We start from the raw sequence: 19,437 nt of genomic DNA on the forward strand, positions 1-19,437 counted from the left end.
AGGGGTTGGCTTAGGCACGCATGCGGGTGATGCGAATCACCCCGGTCAAGGCGCGCAGTTTCTTGATCACGCGGGCCAGGTGCACGCGGTCGTGCACGCTGACCACCAGTTGGACCACGCTGATGCGACCATCGCGCTCGTCCATGCTGATTTTTTCGATATTGCCGTCGGCTGCGTTGACGCTGCTGGCCAGCAGCGCAATCAGGCCGCGCTGGTGCTCCAGCTCGACGCGTAGCTCGACGTTGAATTCGCCGGTGACATCCTTGGCCCACGAGAGCTGGATGCATTTTTCCGGGTTGTGGCGGATCTCGCTGATGTTGCGGCAGTTGTCCAGGTGCACGACCATGCCTTTGCCTGCCGACAGGTGACCGACAATCGGGTCGCCCGGGATCGGCGTGCAGCATTTGGCATAACTGAGCACCAGGCCTTCAGTGCCGCGAATCGCCAGCGGGCCTTCGGCGCTTGGCAGTTGTTCGCCTTCGCCGAGCAGGCGGCGGGCGACCACGTAAGCCATGCGATTGCCCAGGCCAATGTCTTCGAGCAGGTCTTCGATCAGTTCGAGGCGGTACTCGGTGAGCATCGCCTTGACGCGCTCGGCCGGCACTTTGTCCAGGGCGCTGTCGAAACCGTTGAGGACCTTGTTCAGCAAGCGTTCGCCAAGACTGATGGACTCGGAGCGGCGTTGCAGTTTCAGCGCGTGGCGGATGTGGGTCCGCGCCTTGCCGGTGACCACGAAGTTGAGCCAGGCCGGGTTCGGTCGCGCGCCGGGAGCGCTGACGATCTCGACCGTGGAGCCGCTTTGCAGCGGTTCGGACAGCGGCGCGAGACGACGATTGATCCGGCAGGCGATGCAGCTGTTGCCCACATCGGTGTGCACCGCGTAAGCGAAGTCGACCGCCGTGGAGCCTTTTGGCAGCTCCATGATCCGGCCTTTTGGCGTGAACACGTAGACCTCGTCCGGGAACAGGTCGATCTTCACGCTTTCGATGAATTCCAGCGAGTTGCCGGCGCGTTGCTGCATTTCCAGCACGCCCTTGACCCATTGGCGGGCGCGGGCATGAGTGCCTTTGGGCTGCTCGTCGCCACTGGATTTGTACAGCCAATGGGCAGCGATGCCGTTGTTGGCCATCTCTTCCATTTCACGGGTGCGGATCTGGATCTCGATCGGTACGCCGTGCATGCCGAACAACGTGGTGTGCAGCGACTGATAGCCGTTGGCCTTGGGGATCGCGATGTAATCCTTGAAGCGCCCCGGCAATGGTTTATATAAGTTATGTACAGCACCCAGCACGCGGTAGCAGGTATCGACCTTGTCGACGATGATCCGGAACGCATAGACGTCCATGATCTCGTTGAAGGCCCGACGTTTGCCGCGCATTTTCTTGTAGATGCCGTAAAGGTGTTTCTGGCGACCGCTGACCTCGCCCTGGATTTCGTCGATGGCCAGGCAGTGGCTGAGGGACTCTTCGATCTTGTTGACGATTTCCTTGCGGTTGCCCCGGGCGCGTTTGACCGCCTGGTAGATCCGCGCGGAACGCATCGGGTGCATGGCTTTGAAGCCGAGGTCTTCGAATTCTATGCGGATGGCATGCATGCCCAGCCGGTTGGCAATGGGTGCATAGATTTCGAGGGTTTCCTTGGCGATCCGCCGGCGTTTTTCGCCCGACAGGACTTCCAGTGTGCGCATGTTGTGCAGGCGGTCGGCCAGTTTGACCAGGATCACGCGAATGTCGCGCGCCATGGCCATGGCCATTTTCTGGAAGTTTTCGGCTTGGGCTTCGGCTTTGGTCTCGAAGTTCATCTGGGTCAGTTTGCTGACCCCGTCGACCAGTTCGGCCACGGTTTCGCCGAATTGCGCTTGCAGCGCTTCCTTGGCAATACCGGTGTCTTCGATCACGTCATGCAGCATCGCGGCCATCAAACTCTGATGGTCCATGTGCATGTCGGCAAGAATATTCGCCACCGCAAGAGGGTGCGTGACGTACGCCTCGCCACTGCGGCGGCGTTGGCCGTCGTGGGCTTGTTCGGCGTAGAAGTACGCTCGGCGGACCAGATTGACCTGGTCCTTGCCGAGGTAGGTCGATAAGCGATCGGCGAGGGCGTCTATGCTCGGCATGATGACTCCTGCCGTTCGCTGTGACCCCGCGCCGTGCTACGTCGACCAGGCATAGGCTTAGACGGCCTCGTTGGACTCGTCCTCGAACGCTGCGAACAGCGGTTCGTCTTCGACGATTTCAGCATTGGCGATGAACTCGTAGCTCATCAGGCCTTCAGCGATTTCACGTAGCGCTACAACGGTAGGCTTGTCGTTTTCCCACTGAACCAGCGGCTCTTTGCCACCGGTGGCCAGTTGACGGGCACGCTTGGTAGAGAGCATGACCAGCTCAAAGCGGTTTTCCACGTGTTCTAGGCAGTCTTCAACGGTTACGCGGGCCATGGTATTCCTCGGAGCGAATGCAATATGCGCGCTGCCCGGTTGGGCGAGCGGACTCAACAGTTTAAAAAATCACCAGCGATTAGGGAAGCGCTGATTTTTTGATCAAGCCCTTCAACGCGCTGCAAGTGCCAATGTAAAGCGCTTGCAGCGGTTTTGGGAAGCGCTGTTTAGCCGAGCAATTCAGCCAAAAGTTTTCCATTTCGCTGCTGCTGGCGCTTCTGATGCAGCTGGTTCGCACGGAAAATCGCCTGCAAATCACGCAATGCATGGGCGAAATCATCGTTGATGATCAGGTAGTCGTAGTCGACGTAGTGGCTCATCTCGCTGACGGCTTCACGCATCCGGCCGTCAATGATTTCATCACTGTCCTGGCCGCGATTGGTCAGGCGCTGATGCAGGGCTTGCAAGGACGGCGGCAAAATGAAGATCGAACGGGCCTGAGGCATCAACTTGCGCACTTGCTCTGCACCCTGCCAGTCGATTTCCAGAATCAGGTCGTGGCCTTCGTCCAGTGTCTGCTGCAGGTGGCTTTGCGAGGTGCCGTAGAGGTTGCCGAACACTTCGGCGCGCTCGAGGAAGTCGCCGTGCTCGATCATCTTCACGAAGTCGCTGCGGTCAACGAAGTGATAGTTCACGCCATTCACTTCACCAGGGCGCATGGCGCGGGTGGTGTGGGAGACGGAAACGCGGATCTCCTGGTCGGCGTCGGTCAGGGCCTTGACCAGGCTGCTCTTGCCCGCGCCCGAAGGTGCGGAAATGATGTACAGGGTGCCGGTGCTGTGGGTCATGTCGGGTTTGCCTTACTCAATATTCTGCACTTGTTCGCGCATCTGCTCGATCAACACCTTGAGGTTGACCGCCGCCTGGGTGCTGCGCGGGTCGAAGGCTTTGGAGCCCAGTGTGTTGGCTTCGCGGTTGAGTTCCTGCATCAGGAAGTCCAGGCGCCGACCGGCAGCGCCGCCGGACTTGAGCACCCGGCGAACTTCAATGATGTGGGTGCTCAGGCGATCCAGTTCTTCGGCGACGTCGCTCTTCTGAGCGAGCATGACCATTTCCTGCTCCAGGCGCTGCGGGTCCATCTCGGCCTTCATGTCGGCGAAGCGGTCGAGGACTTTCTGGCGCTGGGTGGCGAGCATCTGCGGGACCAGTTCGCGCAGGGTCACCACGTCTGTTTCGATGGAGGTCAGGCGCTCGTTGATCAACCGCGCCAGCTCCGCACCTTCGCGCTCGCGGCCGGCCTTGAGCTCTTTCAGGCCTTCGTTGAACAGCGCCAGTGCTTCTGCATTCAGGGCTTGCGGGTCAGTGGCATCGCCCACCAGAACGCCAGGCCACGCCAACACTTCCAGCGGGTTCAGCGCCGCCGGGTTCTTGATCAGGCCGGCAATCGTCTCGGCGGCAGCGACCAGCTGAGCGGCGCGTTCGCGGTCAACTTGCAGCGGCTTGCCGGTGCTTTCTTCGGTGAAGCGCAGGGTGCATTCCAGCTTGCCCCGGGAAATGCCTTGGCGCAGGGCTTCACGGACGGCGCCTTCGAGGTCGCGGAAGGACTCCGGCAGGCGCAGGTGCGGTTCCAGGTAGCGGCTGTTGACCGAGCGCAGTTCCCAGCTCAGGGTGCCCTGGACGCCGGCTTTTTCGACGCGGGCGAAGGCGGTCATGCTGTGCACCATGGAGGTACCTCGCAATGCAGGTGCGCGTAACCGAAGGGTTCGCGGACCCGCTATCTGTGAATTAAAGCCGACAGGCAGCAAAGGCGCAGGATTGTAGCGCAGTGGGGCGAATGCGCCCAAACACACGGTGTGACAATCGAGTGCAGCCCGTCGGCTACGCTCTACTCAGGGCCTTCAGTCGTCGGGCGGATTTTTTAGAAGTGCCCAGTCGTGGCCCACGGCTCTATAATGCTCCGCAGTTTTCCGTCCCCCGTACAGGTATTCCCTATGAAACGTCCAAGTGGTCGCGCTGCCGATCAGCTCCGCTCGATCCGCATTACCCGCAACTACACCAAACACGCCGAGGGATCTGTACTGGTCGAGTTCGGTGATACCAAGGTCATCTGCACCGTCAGCGTCGAAAATGGCGTGCCGCGTTTCCTGAAAGGCCAGGGTCAAGGCTGGTTGACCGCCGAATACGGCATGCTGCCGCGCGCCACCGGCGAGCGTAACCAGCGTGAAGCGAGCCGTGGTAAACAAGGCGGTCGTACGCTGGAAATCCAGCGCCTGATCGGCCGCTCCCTGCGCGCTTCGCTGGACATGTCCAAGCTGGGCGACGTCACCCTGTACGTCGACTGCGACGTGATCCAGGCTGACGGTGGCACCCGCACCGCGTCGATCACCGGCGCCATGGTTGCGCTGGTCGATGCCTTGAAAGTGATCAAGAAGCGCGGCGGCCTGAAAGGCGGCGATCCGCTGAAACAAATGATCGCGGCCGTTTCGGTCGGCATGTACCAAGGCGAGCCAGTGCTCGACCTCGACTACCTGGAAGACTCGGCTGCCGAGACGGACCTGAACGTGGTGATGACCAGCACTGGCGGCTTCATTGAAGTCCAGGGCACTGCCGAAGGCGCGCCGTTCCAGCCGGAAGAGCTGAACGCCATGCTGGAACTGGCGAAGAAAGGCATGACCGAGATCTTCGAACTGCAACAGGCTGCACTGGCCGACTGATCGGACCGCTCCACGCAAGGAGGACGTCATGAGTGATGAGCAAGGGTTGCTTCCCACGCCGAGCAAAGAAGTTCGGCAGTGGGCAATGTTTTGTCACTTGTCCGCCTTGCTGGGGATCTGGATTCCGTTCGGTACGCTGATCGGCCCGCTGATTCTCTGGCAGATGAAGCGCGAGATGGACCCCTTCGTCGACGCACAGGGCAAGGAGGCGCTGAACTTTCAGATCACCGTCGCCATTGTCTCCGCCATTTGCTTTCTGCTGATGGTGGTCATCATCGGGTTCTTCATGTTCGGTCTGGTCGCAATGGGTGCGTTGGTGCTGACGATCATTGCGGGTGTGAAAGCCAATGAGGGGGTGCCTTATCGGTATCCGTTCACTTGGCGCTTGATCAAGTAACTGCGACGTTGCTGTTAAAGCCAATGCCTTGGCTTGTCGGGGCATTGGCTTTTTTGTAATTAGATAAAACTCTCTGCGTGCTGATAGGCGCGCGTCCTTTAGTCAATATTCTTGTATCTATCTTCCTTACACTTTTAGTCACAACTGCACTGCTTTAGCACCGCCTAAGTGCTTGGCAATGCGACTTGTCGATTGATAAGGTTGCCCCAAGTTATATTTATCAAGAAATATTTCGACTCATTCAGACCATTGACGGATCCTGAATTTAAAACCAATAAGGGTTGATACGAATCAATCTGTTCGAGAGGCGTGCCCAGGTAAAAAGTTCGTCTCTGAATATATATCCAAGAATTCCTAAATGATTCAGCTCGATTTTTACGGAACACTTGTGGCCGCCTCATTAGTCCTTTTATTAGGGCGCGGACTTGTCACTCGTGTCGGTTTCTTACGCACTTACAATATCCCCGAACCTGTAGCCGGCGGCTTGGTAGTTGCCCTGATGCTCTTGGCTTTACGTGCCTTCGATATACACGTTCGATTTGACACTTCACTGCAGACGCCCCTGATGTTGGCGTTTTTTGCCACCATTGGCTTGAGTGCAGACTTCGCCAGCCTGAAGAAGGGAGGGCGCATCGTCGGGATTTTTGTGCTGACGGTCACCGGGCTGCTGGTGCTGCAAAATGCCATGGGCATCGGGCTCGCAACGATGTTGGGGCTTGATCCTTTGATGGGCCTGCTGACAGGTTCGATTACGCTGGCGGGTGGGCATGGTACAGGCGCTGCGTGGGGCGCGACGTTCAGTGAGAAGTTCGGTCTGGCTTCCGCCTCCGAGCTTGCGATGGCCTCTGCGACGTTCGGCCTGGTGCTGGGCGGCTTGATTGGTGGCCCCGTCGCTCGCCTGCTCATCAAGCGTGTTAGGGCGCCCGGTTGCGAGCAAGAAAAACCGCGCCTGCCCAAGGGTTTCGAACAACCCAACAAAGAACGCTCGATCACGCCATTCTCATTTATCGAGACTCTGGCTCTGATCGCCGTCAGCTTGCTGGCAGGCAATTTACTGAATGGGCTGCTTCAAGGAAGCGCATTTGAGCTGCCGACGTTCGTCTGTGTCTTGTTCGTGGGTGTGATTTTGCGCAACGGGCTTTCAGCGCTTGGCCTGTACCAGGTGTTTGAGCGTGAAGTCTCCGTGCTGGGGAATGTCAGTTTGTCGCTGTTTCTGGCGATTGCCTTGATGTCTCTCAAACTGTGGGACCTGGCAGCACTGGCGTTGCCGTTCTTTATCATCCTGGCTGCGCAGACATTGCTCATGGCGCTGTTTGCGATTTTCGTGACGTTCAGGGTCATGGGCAGCAACTATGATGCGGCAGTATTGGCGGCAGGGCACTGCGGTTTTGGACTGGGTGCCACACCCACGGCCATCGCCAACATGCAGGCGGTGACTCAGCGCTACGGGCCATCGCAGTTGGCGTTCCTGGTGGTGCCCATGGTGGGAGCGTTCTTTATCGACATCATTAACGTCATCGTGATCAAGTTTTACCTTGCGCTGCCGTTTTTTGCTGCTGTTTGAAGTTCAGGCCTCTTAGCCTGAAAGAGCGCACAAAAAAAAGCCCGTATCTTGCGATACGGGCATTTTTTCAATCGGCTTTCGTGTCAGCGAACCCCACTCAGATGGTCAGCGTCCAGTCGTAGTCCACGATCAGCGGTGCATGCTGCGAGAACCGTGGCTGACGTGGCAAGCGCGCGCTGCGAACAAAGCGCCGCAGGCCAGGAGTCAGCAGCTGATAGTCGAAACGCCAGCCAAGGTTGAGCATTTCGGCCTGTTCGTTGTCTGGCCACCAGCTGTACTGGTCGCCTTCACGGCTGACTTCGCGCAGGGCATCGACATAACCCATGTTGCCGACAATCTCGTCCATCCAGGCACGTTCAGGTGCCAGGAAGCCCGGGGATTGCTGGCTGTCGCGCCAGTTCTTGATATCCAGCTTCTGTTGCGCCACGTACAGCGAGCCACAGTAAATGTACTCGCGACGTTTGCGTCGCTGTTTATCCAGATAACGGGCGAAATCGTCCATTAGCTTGAACTTCTGGTTCAAGTCTTCATCGCCGTTCTGCCCCGAAGGGAGCAGCAAGGTCGCGATGCTGACCTTATCGAAATCGGCTTGCAGGTAGCGCCCGTAGCGGTCGGCCGTCTCGAAACCGAGACCGCTGATGACAGCCTTCGGTTGCAACCGCGAATACAAAGCCACGCCACCCTGGGCGGGAACTTCGGCTTCGCAGGCATAAAGGAAGTAGCCATCCAGTTGGAAGGCTGGATCGTCCAGTTCAAAGGCGGAGGCGCGGGTGTCCTGCAGGCAGATGACGTCGGCATTCTGTGCTTGCAGCCAACTGAGCAACCCTCGCTCCACTGCAGCCTGAATACCATTGACGTTCACACTGATGATCCGCATAAATGGCCCCAAAAATCGCGTGCGTGTATGATACACGGCGTCAACCTAATTAGCTAAATCCGTGGTATTTGGGGTTTTTTTCATGCAAGCGTATCAGCGCGATTTCATTCGTTTTGCCATCGATCGCGGCGTTTTGCGCTTCGGTGAGTTCACCCTGAAGTCCGGGCGTACCAGTCCTTACTTCTTCAACGCCGGGTTGTTCAACTCGGGTTCGGCCCTGGCGCAGCTGGGTCGTTTCTACGCAGCGGCCATTGCCGAGAGCGGTATTGCGTTCGACGTGCTGTTCGGTCCGGCCTACAAAGGCATCCCTTTGGCGGCGACCACGGCAGTGGCGTTGGCTGAACATCATGGTCGCGACCTGCCATGGTGCTTCAACCGCAAGGAAGCCAAGGCCCACGGCGAAGGCGGCAGCCTGGTTGGCGCTCCGCTGACCGGTGACGTACTGATCATCGACGACGTGATCACCGCTGGCACGGCCATTCGCGAAGTGATGCAGATCATCGCTTCCCAGGACGGCGCCAAGGCGACAGGCGTGCTGATCGCCCTCAACCGTCAAGAGCGTGGCAATGGGGAGCTGTCGGCGATCCAGGAAGTGGAGCGCGACTTCGGTATTCCGGTGATCAGCATCGTTTCGTTGAACCAGGTGCTGGAATTCCTGGCCGATGACCCGCAGCTCAAGCAGCATTTGCCTGCCGTTGAAGCGTACCGCGCCCAATTCGGCGTGTAATCGCCATCCCCTTGTGGGGTGGGCTTTTGTGGCGAGGGAGCTTGCTCCCGCTGGGGCGCGAAGCGGCCCCAAAAACATTGGGACTGCTGCGCAGCCCAGCGGGAGCAAGCTCCCTCGCCACAATAGGCAATGCCATACGCTCGAAAAAAAAGACCCCGCTCAGCCAGGCTGAGCGGGGTCTTTTTATGTGTGCAATCGCTTAGTGACGCTTGCGATTGCTGATCAAGGTGCCCACACCGGTATCGGTGAAGATTTCCAGCAGAATCGCGTTCGGTACCCGACCATCGATGATCAGTGAGCTGCCCACGCCGCCCTGAACCGCTTCCAGCGCGCAACGAATCTTCGGCAGCATGCCGCCGTAGATGGTGCCGTCGGCGATCAGTTCGTCGACCTGCTGCGTGGTCAGGCCGGTCAGGACCGTGCCCGACTTGTCCATCAGGCCGGCGATGTTGGTCAGCAGCATCAGCTTTTCAGCTTTCAACGCTTCGGCGACCTTGCCGGCTACCAGATCCGCGTTGATGTTGTACGACTCACCATTGGCGCCAACGCCGATCGGCGCGATCACGGGAATGAAGTCACCCTTGACCAGCAGGTTCAGCAAGTCGGTGTTGATGCCGACCACTTCGCCGACCTGGCCGATGTCGATGATTTCCGGCTGGGTCATCTCCGGCGTCTGACGGGTCACGGTGAGCTTTTTCGCACGAATTAGCTCGGCGTCTTTACCGGTCAGGCCGATGGCGCTGCCGCCATGACGGTTGATCAGGTTGACGATGTCCTTGTTGACTTGGCCACCGAGAACCATTTCCACCACGTCCATGGTCTGCGCGTCAGTAACACGCATCCCATCGATGAAGTGGCTTTCGATCGACAGGCGCTTGAGCAGGTCGCCGATCTGCGGGCCGCCGCCGTGAACCACGACCGGGTTAATCCCGACGGCCTTCATCAGCACGATGTCGCGGGCGAAGCCGGTTTTCAGCTCCTCGCTCTCCATCGCGTTGCCGCCGTATTTGATCACCAGCGTCTTGCCGACATAGCGGCGAATGTAAGGCAGCGCTTCGGACAGGACCTTGGCGGTGTTGGCGGCGGCTTCGCGTTCGAGGGTCATTCAGGGCTCCGGCACTTCGATAAAAGGCGCTTCAATAAATCAAAACGGTAGTTGGAGATCAGGTGCAACACGCTTCAACTGGACTTTGAAAACGTCCTTGATGCGCTGCAGTTCCGCCTCGTCATCGGCCTCGAAACGCAGCACCAGCACCGGTGTGGTGTTGGATGCGCGCACCAGGCCCCAGCCTTTGGCGTAGTCGACTCGCACGCCGTCAATGGTAGTCAGGTCAGCGCCTTCGCCCCACTTCGCGTCGTGCAGTGCATCAATGATGCTGAATTTGCTCTCTTCGGTCACATGGATATTGATTTCCGGCGTAGAAATATCATTCGGGAAGGTCGCAAACAGCTCTTCCGCGGTGGATTTTTCTTTGCTGAGGATTTCCAGCAGGCGTGCGGCGCTGTAAATGCCGTCGTCGAAACCGAACCAGCGTTCCTTGAAAAAGATGTGCCCGCTCATTTCACCGGCCAACAGGGCACCGGTTTGCTTCATTTTCTTTTTGATCAACGAATGACCGGTCTTCCACATGAGCGGACGACCGCCGTATTCCTTGATCAGCGGCGTCAGGCGGCGGGTGCATTTGACGTCGAAGATGATTTCCGCGTCAGCGTTACGCGCCAGCACATCGCGGGCGAACAGCATCAGCAGGCGGTCCGGGTAGACGATGCTGCCCGTGTTGGTCACCACGCCAACGCGGTCGCCGTCGCCGTCGAACGCCAGGCCGATGTCGGCGTTGGTTTCCTTGACCTTGGCGATCAGGTCGACGAGGTTTTCAGGTTTGCCCGGGTCCGGGTGATGGTTCGGGAAGTTGCCGTCCACTTCGCAGAACAGCGGGATAACTTCGCAGTTCAGCGCTTCGATCAGTTGCGGGGCGATCACGCCGGCCGCGCCGTTGCCACAGTCGACCACGACTTTCAGGCGACGCGCCAGTTTGATGTCCTGGATGATTTCGGTGTTGTAGCGGTCGAGGATGTCGACCTGGGTGATGCTGCCCTTGCCGCTGCTCAGGTTGCTGGTCTTGAGACGGTCATGCAGGGCCTGGATCTGTTCGTTGGCCAAGGTATCGCCGGCGATGACGATCTTGAAGCCGTTGTAGTTCGACGGGTTGTGGCTGCCGGTCAGCATCACGCCCGATTTGCCGGCCAGTACGTTGGCGGCGTAATACAGCGCAGGGGTTGGCACCAGGCCGACATCGCTGACGTGGCAACCGGCCTCGGCCAGGCCTTTGATCAATTGCTCGACCAGTTCCGGGCCGGACAGGCGACCGTCGCGGCCAACGGAAACATTCGGTTCATCCTGGGCCAGGCTCTGGGCGCCGATGGCGCGACCGAGCCAATAAGCGGTTTCAGCGTTCAGGAATTCCGGGACAGTGCCGCGAATGTCGTAGGCGCGGAAAATGCTGTCGGGGAACTTGGGGGCGATGCGTGCGGGGGTGCTCATCTGCGGAAATGCTCCATCTCGAAAGTGGCTGGACCTGCCATCGAATCTTTCGTCGGCAGGCTCAAACTGAAGGTATGACGGCGTTTTTCACAGAGAGTTCGTGGTGCGAAAAGGCCATGCCACTGGTTTCCGTTAGCATTTGGCCGGTCAATGCCTTGATTTCAAGTGTTAAACCTTGCAGATGACCGCCGTGCAATTTTCAGCTCAAAACCTGTGGGAGTGAGCCTGCTCGCGATAGCGGGCTGGCAGGCAGGCGACACTTGTATCGAACGCGCCGGCCTCATCGCCAGCAGGCTGGCTCCCACAATAAATTTCTGGCAGGCAATGAGATGAGGCGCCGTGTATCAATGACTGCCGGAGTGTCCGAAACCGCCCGCGCCGCGTTCGGTTTCGACGAACTCTTCGACCATCTCGAAGTGCGCCTGCACCACCGGCACCAGTACCAACTGAGCCAGGCGCTCGCCGACTACCATGTTGAAATCGGTCTGGCCACGGTTCCAGCAGGACACCATCAGCGGCCCCTGGTAATCCGAGTCGATCAAACCGACCAGGTTGCCCAGCACGATGCCGTGTTTATGGCCCAGGCCGGACCGCGGCAGAATCAGCGCCGCCAACCCTGGATCGCCAATATAAACGGACAGGCCGGTCGGAATGAGCACGGTTTCACCCGGCTTGATCACGGTGTCTTTTTCCAGCATGGCGCGCAGGTCGAGGCCGGCGGAGCCCGGGGTGGCGTATTGCGGCAGCGGGAATTCGGTACCGATGCGAGGGTCGAGGATTTTGGCTTGCAAAGCGTGCATGTAAATTAAACCTGGTTCAGACGTTCGGCGATAAAAGTGATCAGCTGGCGAGCAATTTTGCTCTTGCTGGTCTGGGCGAAAACTGTGGCGTGAAGCTCGCGGTCGATAACGCTGCAGGCGTTTTCTTCGCTGTTGAAGCCAATGCTTGGGTTGGCGACGTCGTTGGCGACGATCAAATCGAGGTTTTTGTCTTTCAACTTGCGGGCAGCGTAGTCGAGCAGGTGTTCGGTCTCAGCGGCAAAACCAACACTGAACGGACGGTCGGGGCGCGTGGCGATGCTGGCCAGAATGTCTGGGTTGCGCACCATTTGTAGCAACAAGCCGTCGCCGTTCGTAGGATCCTTCTTGAGTTTCTGTGGGGCGACGACTTCCGGGCGGTAGTCCGCGACGGCCGCCGAGGCGATAAACAGATCGCAAGGGATCGCGGCTTCGCAGGCGGCGAGCATGTCGCGGGCGCTGACCACGTCGATGCGGGTGACGCGATCCGGGGTCGGGAGGTGCACCGGGCCGGTGATCAGGGTCACGCGGGCGCCGGCTTCCACTGCGGCTTCGGCCAGGGCAAAGCCCATTTTGCCGGAGCTGTGGTTGGTGATGTAGCGCACCGGGTCGATGTTTTCCTGGGTCGGGCCGGCGGTGATCAGCACGTGTTTGCCGGTCAGCACCTGGCGCTTGAAGCAGTCCGCCGCGCATTGGGCCAGTTCGACGGCTTCGAGCATGCGACCAAGGCCGACGTCACCGCAGGCCTGGCTGCCAGAGGCTGGGCCGAAGGCTTTGATGCCACGGCTTTCGAGGGTTTGCAGGTTGGCCTGGGTCGCCGGATCGCGCCACATGGCCTGGTTCATCGCCGGGGCGACGGCGACCACCGCGTCGGTGGCGAGCACCAGCGTGGTCAGCAGGTCGTCGGCAATGCCCTGGGCCAGACGGGCGATCAGGTCCGCCGTCGCGGGGGCGATCAGCACCATGTCGGCCCACTTGGCCAGCTCGATGTGCCCCATGGCTGCTTCTGCCGCCGGGTCGAGCAGGTCGAGGTGGACCGGATGCCCGGACAAGGCCTGCATGGTCAGTGGAGTGATGAATTCGCTACCGCCACGGGTCATGACCACGCGCACTTCGGCGCCCTGGTCGATCAGACGGCGAACCAGGTCGGCGCTCTTGTAGGCAGCGATACCGCCGCCGACGCCCAGAACGATGCGTTTCCGATACAGCCGCTGCATAGGCCTGCCTTTCAATTCGATGGTGACTGCATGGCGATACCCCCTCCCCAGGGATGAAATCGCCCGCAAAAAAGATGGGCTACGATATCACAGCGACCGCTACGGAACAGCGGCGCCCACATACCAGGGAGGTGCTATGAGTATTCGCGATTGGCCGGCGGCCGAACGTCCACGGGAGAGGTTGCTGGAGCTGGGCTCGGCGAGCCTTTCAGACGCCGAGTTGCTGGCGATTTTTTTACGCACCGGCGTGTCGGGCAAAAGCGCGGTGGATCTGGCGCGGCACCTGTTGAATGAGTTCGGCAGCCTGCGCGCATTGCTTGAGGCCGATCTACAGGCGTTCAGCGGGCGGCTGGGGCTCGGGCCGGCAAAATTTGCGCAGTTGCAGGCCGTGTTGGAAATGGCTCGTCGGCATCTGGCGGAGCGCTTGCAGCACAGCTCGGTGCTGGAGAATCCGCTGGTGGTGCGTGATTACCTCAAATCGATGCTGCGACACGAGCCTCATGAGGTATTTGGCTGCCTGTTTCTGGATTCGAAACACCGAGTGCTGGCGTTTGAATCGCTGTTTCGCGGTTCTATCGACTGCACCAGTGTTTATCCGCGCCAAGTGGTCAAGCGCGCTTTGGCCCATAACGCTGCGGCCTTGATCCTTTGCCACAACCATCCGTCAGGCAATTCTGACCCGAGTCAGGCTGATCGAAAACTGACCAAGCGCCTGCAAGAGGCGCTGGAGCTGGTTGATGTGCGGGTGCTCGACCATTTCATCATCGGCGATGGCGATCCGCTGTCGATGGCTGAATATGGGTGGATGTAGGAGCGAGCTTGCTCGCGAAGAACGTCAACGATGACGCAGGGTGTCTAGTGCCCCGCGTTGTCTGCCGTTTTTCGCGAGCAAGCTCGCTCCTACAAGGTTTTGTGGTGTGGCGGTTATTTGAGGTTGACCTTGGAGTAGTCCTGGCGACCAAACGGGCTGACCGTGTAGCCCTCGACGTCTTTGCGCGTCAACGCGAAAGCGGTCGGGTGCGCCAGCGGCAACCACAGCGCCTGTTGCTGGATCTGTGCTTGAGCCTGCTCATAAAGCTTGGTGCGCACACCTTGCTCGCCCGTGGTCTTGCCGGCGCTGATCAGCTTGTCGAGGTCCTGGTTGCAGTAACGGGCGAAGTTGGTGCCGGACTTGACCGCCGCGCAGGAAAACTGCGGCGTGAGGAAGTTGTCCGGGTCGCCGTTGTCGCCAGCCCAGCCCATGAACAGCAGGTCATGCTCGCCGGCCTTGGCGCGGCGGATCAGTTCGCCCCATTCGATCACACGAATCTCGGCCTGAATGCCGATTTCCGCGAGGTCGGACTGGAGCAATTGAGCGCCGAGGCTCGGGTTCGGATTGAGCAGGCTGCCGGAAGGGCGGGTCCAGATGGTGGTCTGGAAACCGTCCTTGAGCCCGGCCTTGGCCATCAATGCCTTGGCCTTTTCAACGTCATGCGGGTAGCCCGGCAAGCCTTTGGCGTAACTCCAGGTATTGGGCGGGTACGGGCCGTTGGCGGGTTCGGCGGTGTCTTCGAACACGGCTTTGATGTAGTTGGCCTTGTCGAACGCGAGGTTGATGGCCTGGCGCACTTCCGGTTTATCCAGGGGCGGGTGCTGGCTGTTGATGCCGACGAACGCGGTCATGAAGGCGTCAGTTTTTTCGACTTTCAGGGTCGGCTCTTTCAGTGCAGCCTGTACGTCCAATGGTTTAGGCGACAGGGCAATCTGGCACTCGTTGCGGCGCAGTTTCTGCAGCCGTACGTTGGCATCCGGCGTAATGGCAAAGATGAGCGGATCGACGGAGGGCTTGCCGCCAAAGTAGTCAAGATTGGCCTTGTAGCGAATCGAGGCATCTTTCTGGAAGCGCGTGAAAACGAAGGGGCCGGTGCCAATGGGCTGGCTATTGAGCTTCTCCGTGGCATCGGCCTTGAGCAATTTGTCGGCGTATTCGGCGGAGTAGATCGAGGCGAAGCCCATGCTGAGGGTCGCGAGGAACGTCGAGTCCGGGTGATCAAGGGTGAAGCGCACGGTCAGCGGGTCGAGGGCGTCGATCTTCTTGATCAGCGTAGGCAATTGCATCGATTGAGCGTGCGGGAAGCCGCTCTGGGCCACTTTGTGCCAAGGGTGTGCCGGGTCGAGCATGCGGTCGAAGCTGAATTTCACGTCCTCCGCGGTGAGTTCACGCGTCGGGCTGAAGTACTCGGTGCGGTGGAATTTCACCTGCGGGTGCAGTTTGAAGACGTACGTCAGGCCGTCGGGACTGATTTCCCAACTGTCCGCCAGGCTGCCGACCACTTTGCCGCTGGCGGTATCGAAGTCCACCAGGCGGTTCATCAGCACATCGGCGGAGGCATTGGTGGTGGTCAGCGAGTTGTATTGCACTACGTCGAACCCTTCGGGGCTGGCCTCGGTGCAGACACTTAGTGCGGCCGCATGGGCCAATGGGCTCAGCAGAAGAGGGGCGAGCAACAGCGGTAGGGCAGCGAGGCGCATGGTCGAATTCCTTTACAGAACGAAGGCCCATCTGCAAGTGCAGTCTGGAAAAGGCTTACCCTAGTGGGCTCTTTTGCAAATGACTATCCCCTTTTTCATTTTAAGGGGACTATAGGCGATTGTTTTCGGTGCGGGTCGGCTGGAAAAAATCCCGGATTGGCGTGTCGGCCGATTCTCTGCGACGAGCGGTCTCTAGCGACGACAGCCTTTATCCAAGGCGCTTGGCGCCCGAAAAATGGGGTTTTTATCAGCTCGACGCACACAGAATGTTGTTGCTCTCTAGTCTTTCTGGTATAAAGCAGCGCTCTTTTCTAGGGGCCCGGTTCCTTCGTTTGTAGGTGTAGCCGGTAAGACCCCTAAAGAAACGCGGCGCCTGGCGCCAAATGACTGAGAGATTAAGCGGCCAACCCATGCCGGGTTGGGCATGTGGTTTTAGAGGGCTGAGGCATGTCGAGAGTCTGTCAAGTTACCGGTAAGGGTCCGGTGACTGGGAATAACATTTCCCACGCAAATAACAAAACCCGTCGTCGTTTCCTGCCGAACCTGCAGCATCACCGCTTCTGGGTTGAAGAAGAGAAACGTTTCGTGCGTCTGCGCGTATCTGCCAAAGGCATGCGCATCATCGACAAGCGTGGCATCACTGTCGTGCTGGCCGAAATCCGCGCCGCTGGCAAGATCTAAGGGAGCTAATCATGCGTGAATTGATTCGTTTGATTTCGAGCGCCGGTACTGGTCACTTCTACACTACCGACAAGAACAAGCGCACTACTCCGGACAAAATCGAGATCAAGAAATTTGATCCGGTTGTTCGCAAGCACGTGATCTACAAAGAAGGCAAAATCAAGTAATTGATTTTTCTCTCTTACGAAAAAGGCCCGTATCGCGAGATACGGGCCTTTTTTGTTGCCTGTGTCGGGGTGGGCTAGTCATCAGCCGCAGTACATTCGCGTAATGACCTCGTCGAAATCGGTAATGATACGAAGGCGATCGGGGTCAAAATCCTGGCTAAGCGAGTTGACTGTGACGGTATTCGCACGCGCCGCTACGCGAGCCTGCTCCCTGACTTCACGTGTCAGGCGCTTGCCGATGAGAAAGTCCGCTCGCTGTGCATAGCATTGCGGTGCCGGCCCTTCCGCATGTGCGGGTAGTAAGGTGACTGCGAAGGTAAGAGTCGCCAGTAAGGCAGTGGTTGAAATCCTGTTCATGCGTATTCGCTTCCTTGGGAATGAGGTATCGAGGCTCCCTTCGTCCGGAGCGATACCAGCATTCGCCATAAGCAACGATTGGGTGCGGTAATTATTTATCGCGTGACCTTTTCCTGTTCGATTGAAAATGTAAAAGGCCCGCATCTCGAGATGCGGGCCTTTTACATTTACGTGTGAGGCATCGGCTGCAGTTCAAGCCTTCTGTTCAAACGCCACATAAATCTTGCGGCACGGCTCCAGCACTTCCCAGGTGCCTCGGAATCCGGCCGGAATCACAAAGCGATCACCCGCGCGCACGGTCTTGCTGTTGCCGTCGTTGTCGCGCAACACTGAAACGCCTTGGACGATTTCGCAGTATTCGTGCTCGGTGAAGTTCACATGCCACTGGCCGACAGCGCCTTCCCAGACGCCAGCATTCAACTGACCGCAAGGGCTGTTGTAGTGGTTGTACACCGCTTGCTCGGGGTCGCCCTTGAGGACTTTCGCCGGGTCTGGCCGGTAGCGCTCGGGCTCGGTAGTGGCCTGGCTGAAGTCGACGATGTTCTGGATGCTCATTGTTGTATTCCCCCGTCATTGCGGTGCGAGTGGTTGGTTTGAACCAAAGTCTATGTTTATTAAAATGAACATCGCAAGGCCGTTTGACGGCCTTATGTCAAATATATTGAAACTTCACCTGCCGCTGGTTTAGGGTGGCGGTTGCCTTGGGCCGAAAAGCAGGCTGGCCGGGCAGAATTCCTGGGGACGCCCGCGAAGAACGCGGCGCGCTCGTATTCAACAAGAGGAGGACACTCGAATGACCACCCTGACTCGTGCCGATTGGGAACAACGGGCTCGCGATCTGAAGATCGAAGGCCGCGCCTACATCAATGGCGAATACACCGATGCCGTCTCCAGCGAGACCTTCGAGTGCATCAGCCCGGTCGATGGCCGTCTGCTGGGCAAGATTGCCAGCTGTGACGCCGCCGACGCCCAGCGCGCTGTTGAAAACGCTCGCGCTACGTTCAATTCCGGCGTGTGGTCACGCCTGGCGCCGACCAAACGCAAAGCCACCATGATCCGGTTTGCCGGCCTGCTCAAACAGCACGCCGAAGAACTCGCACTGCTTGAAACCCTGGACATGGGCAAGCCGATCAGCGATTCCCTGTACATCGACGTTCCCGGCGCGGCGCAAGCCCTGAGCTGGAGCGGCGAGGCCATCGACAAGATCTACGACGAAGTCGCCGCCACCCCGCACGACCAACTGGGCCTGGTGACCCGCGAGCCGGTGGGCGTCGTTGGTGCCATCGTGCCGTGGAACTTCCCGTTGATGATGGCCTGCTGGAAACTCGGCCCGGCGCTGTCCACCGGTAACTCGGTGATCCTCAAGCCGTCGGAAAAATCGCCACTGACCGCCATCCGCATCGCTGCCCTGGCTGTCGAAGCCGGTATTCCGAAAGGCGTGCTGAACGTCCTGCCAGGCTACGGTCACACTGTCGGCAAGGCCCTGGCCCTGCACAATGATGTCGACACGCTGGTGTTCACCGGTTCGACCAAGATCGCCAAGCAATTGCTGATCTACTCGGGCGAATCGAACATGAAGCGCGTCTGGCTCGAAGCTGGCGGCAAGAGCCCGAACATCGTGTTCGCCGATGCACCGAACCTGCAAGAGGCTGCCGAAGCCGCTGCAGGCGCCATTGCCTTCAACCAGGGCGAAGTCTGCACCGCCGGTTCGCGTCTGCTGGTCGAGCGTTCGATCAAGGACACTTTCCTGCCGCTGGTGATCGAAGCGCTGAAAACCTGGAAGCCGGGCAACCCGCTGGACCCGGCGACCAACGTCGGGGCGCTGGTCGATACCCAGCAGATGAACACCGTGCTGTCCTACATCGAATCCGGCCACAGCGATGGCGCCAAATTGGTTGCCGGCGGCAAGCGCACGCTGCAGGAAACCGGTGGCACTTACGTTGAGCCGACGATTTTCGACGGCGTGAGCAACGCGATGAAAATCGCTCAGGAAGAAATCTTCGGCCCGGTGTTGTCGGTTATCGCGTTCGACACTGCCGAAGAAGCCATTGCGATTGCCAACGACACGCCGTACGGCCTCGCGGCTGCGGTGTGGACCAAGGACATCTCCAAGGCTCACCTGACCGCCCGGGCGCTGCGTGCCGGTAGCGTGTGGGTCAACCAGTACGACGGCGGCGACATGACTGCGCCGTTCGGTGGCTTCAAGCAGTCGGGCAACGGCCGCGATAAATCGCTGCACGCGTTCGACAAGTACACCGAGCTGAAGGCGACCTGGATCAAGTTGTAATTGATCTGAGCCCTGGCTACGCCGGGGCTCAAAACAAATCCCCTGTGGGAGCGAGCCTTTGTGGTGAGGGGATTTATCCCCGTTCGGCTGCGAAGCAGTCGCAAAACCAGTGCATGCGGTGTTTCGATACTCCGCTGTTGCAGGTTTTGGGGCCGCTGCGCGACCCAACGGGGATAAATCCCCTCGCCACAAAGGCTCGCTCCCACAGTGTTTTGTGTTGCG

Annotated in this window: 19 protein-coding genes and 1 pseudogene; 8 read left to right on the top strand and 12 right to left on the bottom strand. The window is 59.1% G+C overall.

The window, feature by feature from the left end:
• Positions 1–10: 10 nt before the first annotated feature.
• The 4 genes from spoT to EJA72_RS06225 form a co-directional block, all read right to left on the bottom strand.
• Positions 11–2,116: a bifunctional GTP diphosphokinase/guanosine-3',5'-bis pyrophosphate 3'-pyrophosphohydrolase gene (gene spoT, locus EJA72_RS06210; RefSeq protein WP_157710628.1), complete on the bottom strand. Its 2,106-nt coding sequence runs from the start codon at positions 2,114–2,116 to the stop codon at positions 11–13.
• Positions 2,117–2,173: 57 nt separating this feature from the next.
• A complete protein-coding gene (gene rpoZ / locus EJA72_RS06215; protein WP_003177259.1) occupies positions 2,174–2,437 on the bottom strand; it encodes a DNA-directed RNA polymerase subunit omega in 264 nt (87 codons plus the stop codon).
• Positions 2,438–2,604: 167 nt separating this feature from the next.
• Positions 2,605–3,225 (bottom strand): guanylate kinase, encoded by a 621-nt coding sequence (gmk, locus tag EJA72_RS06220; RefSeq protein ID WP_157710629.1) that lies wholly within the window; start codon positions 3,223–3,225, stop codon positions 2,605–2,607.
• Between the two features lie 12 nt (positions 3,226–3,237).
• A complete protein-coding gene (locus EJA72_RS06225) occupies positions 3,238–4,101 on the bottom strand; it encodes a YicC/YloC family endoribonuclease (RefSeq protein ID WP_157710630.1) in 864 nt (287 codons plus the stop codon).
• A 267-nt stretch (positions 4,102–4,368) separates the two neighbouring features.
• Here EJA72_RS06225 and rph point away from each other — a divergent pair, with 267 nt between their 5' ends.
• From rph to gltS, 3 genes are all read left to right on the top strand, one after another.
• Positions 4,369–5,091, top strand: coding sequence for a ribonuclease PH (rph, locus tag EJA72_RS06230; RefSeq protein WP_157710631.1), 723 nt, complete (start codon positions 4,369–4,371; stop codon positions 5,089–5,091).
• 28 nt (positions 5,092–5,119) lie between these two features.
• Positions 5,120–5,488: a DUF4870 domain-containing protein gene (locus EJA72_RS06235; protein ID WP_157710632.1), complete on the top strand. Its 369-nt coding sequence runs from the start codon at positions 5,120–5,122 to the stop codon at positions 5,486–5,488.
• Positions 5,489–5,846: 358 nt separating this feature from the next.
• Positions 5,847–7,052 (top strand): sodium/glutamate symporter, encoded by a 1,206-nt coding sequence (gene gltS / locus EJA72_RS06240; RefSeq protein WP_157710633.1) that lies wholly within the window; start codon positions 5,847–5,849, stop codon positions 7,050–7,052.
• Between the two features lie 97 nt (positions 7,053–7,149).
• Here the strand turns inward: gltS and EJA72_RS06245 are convergent, their stop codons facing one another.
• Positions 7,150–7,929 carry an exodeoxyribonuclease III gene (locus EJA72_RS06245; protein ID WP_007934608.1) on the bottom strand — a complete coding sequence of 260 codons (780 nt, stop codon included), beginning with the start codon at positions 7,927–7,929 and terminating at the stop codon, positions 7,150–7,152.
• Between the two features lie 82 nt (positions 7,930–8,011).
• On the opposite strand from EJA72_RS06245, the gene pyrE reads away from it, so the two are divergent.
• Positions 8,012–8,656, top strand: a complete 645-nt coding sequence (pyrE, locus tag EJA72_RS06250; RefSeq protein WP_157710634.1) for an orotate phosphoribosyltransferase — start codon at positions 8,012–8,014, stop codon at positions 8,654–8,656.
• 199 nt (positions 8,657–8,855) lie between these two features.
• Here the strand turns inward: pyrE and argB are convergent, their stop codons facing one another.
• The 4 genes and pseudogenes from argB to coaBC all read right to left on the bottom strand — a co-directional run bounded on the left by argB (position 8,856) and on the right by coaBC (position 13,212).
• Positions 8,856–9,761 (bottom strand): acetylglutamate kinase, encoded by a 906-nt coding sequence (argB, locus tag EJA72_RS06255; protein WP_010465204.1) that lies wholly within the window; start codon positions 9,759–9,761, stop codon positions 8,856–8,858.
• A gap of 39 nt (positions 9,762–9,800) precedes the next feature.
• Positions 9,801–11,204, bottom strand: a pseudogene (locus tag EJA72_RS06260) (phosphomannomutase/phosphoglucomutase); the annotation flags it as partial.
• A 338-nt stretch (positions 11,205–11,542) separates the two neighbouring features.
• A complete protein-coding gene (gene dut, locus EJA72_RS06265; protein ID WP_059403885.1) occupies positions 11,543–11,998 on the bottom strand; it encodes a dUTP diphosphatase in 456 nt (151 codons plus the stop codon).
• Between the two features lie 5 nt (positions 11,999–12,003).
• Positions 12,004–13,212, bottom strand: coding sequence for a bifunctional phosphopantothenoylcysteine decarboxylase/phosphopantothenate--cysteine ligase CoaBC (gene coaBC, locus EJA72_RS06270; protein WP_157710636.1), 1,209 nt, complete (start codon positions 13,210–13,212; stop codon positions 12,004–12,006).
• Between the two features lie 136 nt (positions 13,213–13,348).
• Between coaBC and radC the strand changes: the two genes are divergently transcribed.
• Positions 13,349–14,023 (top strand): DNA repair protein RadC, encoded by a 675-nt coding sequence (radC, locus tag EJA72_RS06275; RefSeq protein ID WP_157710637.1) that lies wholly within the window; start codon positions 13,349–13,351, stop codon positions 14,021–14,023.
• 113 nt (positions 14,024–14,136) lie between these two features.
• Here the strand turns inward: radC and EJA72_RS06280 are convergent, their stop codons facing one another.
• Complete coding sequence (locus tag EJA72_RS06280) at positions 14,137–15,723, bottom strand: ABC transporter substrate-binding protein (protein WP_157710638.1); 1,587 nt, start codon at positions 15,721–15,723, stop codon at positions 14,137–14,139.
• A 447-nt stretch (positions 15,724–16,170) separates the two neighbouring features.
• Between EJA72_RS06280 and rpmB the strand changes: the two genes are divergently transcribed.
• Positions 16,171–16,404 carry a 50S ribosomal protein L28 gene (gene rpmB, locus EJA72_RS06285; protein ID WP_003176907.1) on the top strand — a complete coding sequence of 78 codons (234 nt, stop codon included), beginning with the start codon at positions 16,171–16,173 and terminating at the stop codon, positions 16,402–16,404.
• Between the two features lie 11 nt (positions 16,405–16,415).
• Complete coding sequence (gene rpmG / locus EJA72_RS06290; RefSeq protein ID WP_007894709.1) at positions 16,416–16,571, top strand: 50S ribosomal protein L33; 156 nt, start codon at positions 16,416–16,418, stop codon at positions 16,569–16,571.
• A gap of 81 nt (positions 16,572–16,652) precedes the next feature.
• Here rpmG and EJA72_RS06295 read toward each other — a convergent pair whose 3' ends face one another.
• Together EJA72_RS06295 and EJA72_RS06300 are read right to left on the bottom strand one after the other, a co-directional pair.
• Positions 16,653–16,928 carry a peptidase inhibitor gene (locus tag EJA72_RS06295; protein ID WP_157710639.1) on the bottom strand — a complete coding sequence of 92 codons (276 nt, stop codon included), beginning with the start codon at positions 16,926–16,928 and terminating at the stop codon, positions 16,653–16,655.
• A gap of 192 nt (positions 16,929–17,120) precedes the next feature.
• A complete protein-coding gene (locus tag EJA72_RS06300; RefSeq protein WP_157710640.1) occupies positions 17,121–17,483 on the bottom strand; it encodes a cupin domain-containing protein in 363 nt (120 codons plus the stop codon).
• A 238-nt stretch (positions 17,484–17,721) separates the two neighbouring features.
• Here EJA72_RS06300 and EJA72_RS06305 point away from each other — a divergent pair, with 238 nt between their 5' ends.
• The gene (locus EJA72_RS06305) at positions 17,722–19,215 is read left to right on the top strand and encodes an aldehyde dehydrogenase (RefSeq protein ID WP_157710641.1); all 1,494 of its coding nucleotides are present in this window, start codon (positions 17,722–17,724) and stop codon (positions 19,213–19,215) included.
• The last annotated feature ends 222 nt before the right edge of the window (positions 19,216–19,437 follow it).

Source organism: Pseudomonas sp. PB120 (assembly GCF_009761815.1).
Classification (GTDB): domain Bacteria; phylum Pseudomonadota; class Gammaproteobacteria; order Pseudomonadales; family Pseudomonadaceae; genus Aquipseudomonas.

Bases quoted from the DNA above. Each gene is read 5' to 3' on its own strand.
- gltS (WP_157710633.1), top strand. From the start codon at position 5,847: ATGATTCAGCTCGATTTTTACGGAACACTTGTGGCCGCCTCATTAGTC.
- EJA72_RS06305 (WP_157710641.1), top strand. From the start codon at position 17,722: ATGACCACCCTGACTCGTGCCGATTGGGAACAACGGGCTCGCGATCTG.
- EJA72_RS06295 (WP_157710639.1), bottom strand. From the start codon at position 16,928: ATGAACAGGATTTCAACCACTGCCTTACTGGCGACTCTTACCTTCGCA.
- dut (WP_059403885.1), bottom strand. From the start codon at position 11,998: ATGCACGCTTTGCAAGCCAAAATCCTCGACCCTCGCATCGGTACCGAA.
- coaBC (WP_157710636.1), bottom strand. From the start codon at position 13,212: ATGCAGCGGCTGTATCGGAAACGCATCGTTCTGGGCGTCGGCGGCGGT.
- argB (WP_010465204.1), bottom strand. From the start codon at position 9,761: ATGACCCTCGAACGCGAAGCCGCCGCCAACACCGCCAAGGTCCTGTCC.
- radC (WP_157710637.1), top strand. From the start codon at position 13,349: ATGAGTATTCGCGATTGGCCGGCGGCCGAACGTCCACGGGAGAGGTTG.
- pyrE (WP_157710634.1), top strand. From the start codon at position 8,012: ATGCAAGCGTATCAGCGCGATTTCATTCGTTTTGCCATCGATCGCGGC.
- rpmG (WP_007894709.1), top strand. From the start codon at position 16,416: ATGCGTGAATTGATTCGTTTGATTTCGAGCGCCGGTACTGGTCACTTC.
- EJA72_RS06235 (WP_157710632.1), top strand. From the start codon at position 5,120: ATGAGTGATGAGCAAGGGTTGCTTCCCACGCCGAGCAAAGAAGTTCGG.
- EJA72_RS06225 (WP_157710630.1), bottom strand. From the start codon at position 4,101: ATGGTGCACAGCATGACCGCCTTCGCCCGCGTCGAAAAAGCCGGCGTC.
- rpmB (WP_003176907.1), top strand. From the start codon at position 16,171: ATGTCGAGAGTCTGTCAAGTTACCGGTAAGGGTCCGGTGACTGGGAAT.
- gmk (WP_157710629.1), bottom strand. From the start codon at position 3,225: ATGACCCACAGCACCGGCACCCTGTACATCATTTCCGCACCTTCGGGC.
- rpoZ (WP_003177259.1), bottom strand. From the start codon at position 2,437: ATGGCCCGCGTAACCGTTGAAGACTGCCTAGAACACGTGGAAAACCGC.
- EJA72_RS06280 (WP_157710638.1), bottom strand. From the start codon at position 15,723: ATGCGCCTCGCTGCCCTACCGCTGTTGCTCGCCCCTCTTCTGCTGAGC.
- EJA72_RS06245 (WP_007934608.1), bottom strand. From the start codon at position 7,929: ATGCGGATCATCAGTGTGAACGTCAATGGTATTCAGGCTGCAGTGGAG.
- rph (WP_157710631.1), top strand. From the start codon at position 4,369: ATGAAACGTCCAAGTGGTCGCGCTGCCGATCAGCTCCGCTCGATCCGC.
- EJA72_RS06300 (WP_157710640.1), bottom strand. From the start codon at position 17,483: ATGAGCATCCAGAACATCGTCGACTTCAGCCAGGCCACTACCGAGCCC.
- spoT (WP_157710628.1), bottom strand. From the start codon at position 2,116: ATGCCGAGCATAGACGCCCTCGCCGATCGCTTATCGACCTACCTCGGC.